At 63.2% G+C, this 4,835-nt stretch carries 3 protein-coding genes; all 3 read right to left on the bottom strand.

Annotated features, from left to right (window positions below):
- Positions 1-302: 302 nt before the first annotated feature.
- The gene (locus tag AL2_RS35745; protein ID WP_067641728.1) at positions 303-881 is read right to left on the bottom strand and encodes a hypothetical protein; all 579 of its coding nucleotides are present in this window, start codon (positions 879-881) and stop codon (positions 303-305) included.
- An 83-nt stretch (positions 882-964) separates the two neighbouring features.
- Positions 965-2,041: a hypothetical protein gene (locus AL2_RS35740; RefSeq protein WP_067641727.1), complete on the bottom strand. Its 1,077-nt coding sequence runs from the start codon at positions 2,039-2,041 to the stop codon at positions 965-967.
- A gap of 38 nt (positions 2,042-2,079) precedes the next feature.
- Complete coding sequence (locus AL2_RS35735; protein WP_067641725.1) at positions 2,080-4,653, bottom strand: hypothetical protein; 2,574 nt, start codon at positions 4,651-4,653, stop codon at positions 2,080-2,082.
- Positions 4,654-4,835 lie beyond the last annotated feature (182 nt).

Raw genomic sequence — 4,835 nt, 5'->3', positions numbered from 1 at the left:
TCTGACCTGCACGGACGTACTTTTCGGCAACCGCAACGGCATCGACCACCACCTAAGCCAGCATTTCTGGAGACGATGCCACCAAACCGGCGCACGCTGACTCCCCAACGAAACCGCCTCAGCCGAGGATGACAAAATCACGATCTCGGACTGCCGTACTAGCCCTTGGCCGCCGTCTGCTCATCGGCGAAGAAGGGTTGAAGGACCTGACCAAGGCGACCCGATGACGCTGGACGCGCTGCCCCATCAAGAGGAGGCCGGACTGCCAGCCTGCAACGGCGAGTGTCCGCCCGGCAATGCGGTCATCGACGTTCCAGGAGAGCCTTCAAGGCCAGCGACAGGCCCATGCCCTTTGCATGGTATTTTACCTTGGATCGATCGGGGTCGCGGTTGGTTTCCACGGAGATGCGGCCAGTGCTCGAATAGAACTTCGGCTCGAAATCCAGTACGAGTGCCTCCGCTTCGGTCATGCCATATCGTGACGAATCTTGCGTAATGATCATCGGGCCCTGTTTAGGGAAGACCTCTTCTGTGGACTCGTTCAGGATGAAAAGGTGTCCGTCGGCGTGGAGGCAGTAGTTGGTGACATCGCGGCGGATCTCTTCGCCGTAAGAGTTCTTTTCGGATCTGATCCAGTATCGGCTGGTCAGCTTCCAGTAGTCGAGTTGCTGCTTCTTCGAGGTGTTCACCGTGTAGGGCACCAACCGTGTCGACCGCCTGAAGAGGCCGGCTCGCTCTTCGCGTGTCCGTGTCTCCTGGGCGGTCACCGTGGTCATTTCGCGCGGTGCCTTCGTCTCGCGTGCGACGCGGGCCGCGTACTGCTGGAGCCTCTTCCAGTTCGGTTGGCTCTGGTCGTACTGCTTGCGTTTCGGGATGGACATGCTTCCCCCTGCTGCCGCTACCTCGCTCAGATGTTATGCTTTTAAGCAGGTAGTGGGTACGGGCGGCCTGGTTCGGTCAGGTGCTACGGGGTAATGGTTGACGAGAGTCGGTCTCGAAGTTCTCGGCAGCGAGCCTTCCAGCCGATTTCATCGCTGCCTCCAAGGCAGCGGACGAGAAGTGCCACGGCGTTGGGGGTCAGTCCTGCGGCCACGATCTCGTCCTCGTGGCGCTCTAAGTGTTCGGCGATCCTGCGGCGGGTCCCCACCTCGGTGAGGTCCAGAGAAAGTAGAGATTCGACGGCCAAGGCGAGGTCGATCCGCAAAAGGCTCGGGATCATGCGCCGGACGATGCCGATGTCATCGGCCTGGTTCGCTGTCTGGACGCAGTGCGTGATGAAGTCGGGTTCCGGAGGGCGGACCCGGTAGAGGGTGTCGAGCAGTTGGACGCTCAGCCGCTGCACACCCTGCTCGTCGGAGCCGATGAGAGTGAGCACGGTGTCCTCGTCCGCGCCGCCGTTCGCCGAGATGGCACTGATCGCACGCTTCCGCAGGATCTTGTCTTCGAGTTCGTCGGTCGCTATGCGGGTTGCCACGACCAGGTCCTCGGCGGAGAGCCTGCTTTGGTCGCTGAGCAACCGCAGGAGGGCGGATCGCCGGTTCTTCTCCTGCTGTCCGGCGAGGATGAGGTGGAAGAGGTTGGCCATTTCGCGGCGCAGGACGTTGTTGAAGTTGGCGTAGTCAAAATTCACGAACGACAGTTGCCAGTCGAGTTCCATCTCCCGCATCACGGAGAGGAGTTTCCGGTCGTCGGCGTTGCGGATGGCCTGGGCGTCTGTGAGGTACTCTCGTAACGTCACATATTTGCTGTAAGTTCGCTCAAGGCAGAGGACTATGAAGGGTTTTCCGGCGGCGAGGGCCTCGCGGAGTTCGGTGCCGAAGGTAATCTCGCCGTATCTCTCGATGATGACGAATACGCAGAGGTCGGCAGCGTGCACCGTCACTCGTGAGTTGCGCTCCCAACTCGAGTCGAGGGAGTTGAGGTAAAGGATGCCGCCGGACAGGTAGTGCAGCGGTTCGCCGCCGAAGTCGCTGACGATCTCGGCGAACTGGTTGCGTACGTTTTCGGTGTCAGACGCTCCGCAGAGCATGATTGTCAGCATTGGCTGCGGCTCCATCCGAGGAACGATGAGAGCGGGTGTCAGGTGGAGGAGCCCGCATCGGGATCGGTAAGGGTGGTCAGGACCGTGTGCCAGCGGTGGTCGATCGCATCGCTGTCTTCATCGGCGAAACGTGGTGGCGCGAAGACCGGAGGATGACCCCCAAAGACGCAGATCCGGTCGATGAGTTGCTGATTCGGTGTCCATGGTGTGCGGCTCGCGATCCAGTGCGCGCGGATATCGGAGATGGCCGCGCGGTCTCCGCGTCGCAGGGCCTGAATGAGATCCGCAGTGTATTCACGCCATCCCTCTGTGCTGCCCGAGGTCTCGATGACCGCGGCACGGTCGGCGAGGGTCTCCGCGAGACGCGGATGGGACACGGACATGCACAGCAGGCGTGCGGCCAGAGCGGTCCGATAGGTCAGCGACCTTCCATACTGATCGGATGTGTCCGCCAACGCGTCGCACTCTGCGATAGACGCCTGACCGGCCAGTGCCTTTCTCCACACGACCATCGCGTCATTATCGGTAGCGATTCGGTGCTTGCCTATGGAGCGCAGGTAGCTGGCACGGGCGGCAGTCCCCGCGATGGCCTGATTGAGTTCCGCGCGGTCGAAACAGAGATCAGCCTGGAGGCGCACGTCGGCGGCGTTACCGGTCACTGGGTAGTTCTCAAGGTGGCTCTTGAGATCACGGTAGCGGCCGAGTCCGTGGAGACTTCTAGCCGTCTGATAGAGAAGGTGTTGCGATTCGGGGGTCTCGGCCAGTAACTCCTCCAGAATCACGAGCGCGGCGGGGTGCTCGTAAACCGACCTCAGTGAATAGGCGAGCCACCGCCGCGCCGTCCGTCCTATGTCCTGCGGGAGCGGAGTCGCTACGAAATCCGTCAGGTAAGCGACGCGTTCCTCGATGGTTCGGCCGTGCCAAGCATTAAGGAAGGTCGCCAGGAGGCCGATCCATGTGCTGTCGCTTGGTTCGGGCAGCCGTTCGACGGTCTGCTCGAACGAGGGAAGGTCGATGACGGAGGTGAGCAGCCAGGGCAGCGTCAGGTCGTGGTCAGCGCAGAGCCGGCCCGTGATCTCGACGATGTCGAGGCGCTGCTCGACGCCGTGGAGCGCCTGATCATGGCGGGCGTGCAGCGCCTCGGCAAGAGCGATGGCGCGGTTCCTGCGATCCGCCGGGGCCCACGCGCCGGGGATCGCCGGGCTTTCCGCCGCGATGGCGGACCGGACCGCGTCATGGAGTCGGTAGGGGAAGAGCGGGTGCCCGTCATAGCTGACGAGTGATCGCTCGCAGAAGCGCAGAGCGTCGCCGAGCAACCCACCGGTGGCCTGCGCGAGCAATTCCGGGTCGAACCGGGCGACCAGGCTCGCGGTGCGCGCGATCTCGCGCTCCTCCGGTGGCAGGTCGGCGAAAACGCGTGTCACAAGTTGAGGAAGTGGCTTCCCGAACACTTCGGCGTCGAGCTCTGCTCCGCCCATCGCGCGAGCCATGGCTAGGGAGAGATCGAGGTAGAGCGGAAGGCCGTGTGCCGCCCGGCGTATACGCTCCCGCACGTCGGGGTTGAGCACCGGGTTGCCGGGCGCCTCCGACGCCGCGGCGAGGAAGCGCTCGACATCCTCGTCGGACAGGTCACCGACGAGATGCTGTCGGGGCTCATCGACCTCTCCCAGCCTTATCCCCGGCCAGACGGACGGGCCGGTGGTGGGCAGCAGCGCAGCCAGGTCGGTGGAGTCCCAATCGAGTGCCCTGCGGGATGTCACCACCCAGAGGAACCCGGGTGTGAGGTGCACGATGCGGTTGAAAAGTCTTTCCTGGCTGCGATCGCTGCCCTGGATATATTCTGCTGCATCGGCGAATATGATCAGCAGTGGCCGCTGCTTGCCCGCCAGTCGTTCGAAGTCCCAGGACAGCAGCCCGGCGAGCGAGGCCGCGACATAAGGCGAGGCATCGAGCCGCGCCTCTTCGACGATCGCCGCCAGTGGCCCGCATTCCCGCAGTGCCTTGGTGCGGAGCCGCCTCGATCGAACCGCGTCCACGATGATCCGCCCGGACCGGACGGTCATCGGCCCGAGTCCGAAGTTTGCGCCGACCTCGTTCAGCACCTCGTTGAGCGTGTCGTTGATCTGCCCCTGCACGTCGAAACCCGAGGGACTGCGCAGGTCAGGCAGTGCGATTCCCGGATGGGCCAGCGCCCACCATGCCGCGAAACCCACGTCGAACGCCGGGAACCGCTTGCCGGAGTCGGCAAGCGCGGCTCGCAGCCGCAAGACGATGTCGGTAGCCTGGACGGCGGCACTGCCGTGAAAGTCGATCCGCATCGTTCGTACCGGAAGGCCTAGTTGCGGAGTGGCGCCCCACTCATCGTTCTCTGGAAGTTCGCCCAGGGCCCATCGCTCCAGTCGGCGTGATAACTCGGTCTTGCCGATGCCGCCGACTCCGTAGAAGGTCAGGACGTGGTGACGTGCCCAGTTCGAGAGGCTGGCGGTGCCGTCAGAAAGGCGTTCGAGGTGACGCACCATTGACAGCGCGAAGGTTGCATTCTCATCCGTGCGGTTCGTGAACAGGTCGACGGCAGCGTACTGTGGATCAAAGACTCGGTCGAAGTCGCTCACGTTTCACACCCCCGCTACACTTCCCGGATTGTAGCGATGTCCGTGTAGCCCGCGATAGACCTCTCGTACGCCAGTCTCCTTTGTGCGAGCCACGCTTACGGCCGATGGTGCGGTAGAGAGTAATCCGTGTGCACTTCCGCCCGGTGGTGCTCGCGAAGTGGCCGGTATCGGTCTGCACTGTG

The sequence above is a fragment of the Actinomadura latina NBRC 106108 genome, assembly GCF_001552195.1.
Lineage (GTDB): Bacteria > Actinomycetota > Actinomycetes > Streptosporangiales > Streptosporangiaceae > Spirillospora > Spirillospora latina.
This window is presented reverse-complemented; position numbering and strand designations above follow the sequence as displayed.

Excerpts from the sequence above, each read along its gene's own strand:
- AL2_RS35745 (WP_067641728.1), bottom strand. The coding sequence starts at position 881 with ATGTCCATCCCGAAACGCAAGCAGTACGACCAGAGCCAACCGAACTGG.
- AL2_RS35740 (WP_067641727.1), bottom strand. The coding sequence starts at position 2,041 with ATGCTGACAATCATGCTCTGCGGAGCGTCTGACACCGAAAACGTACGC.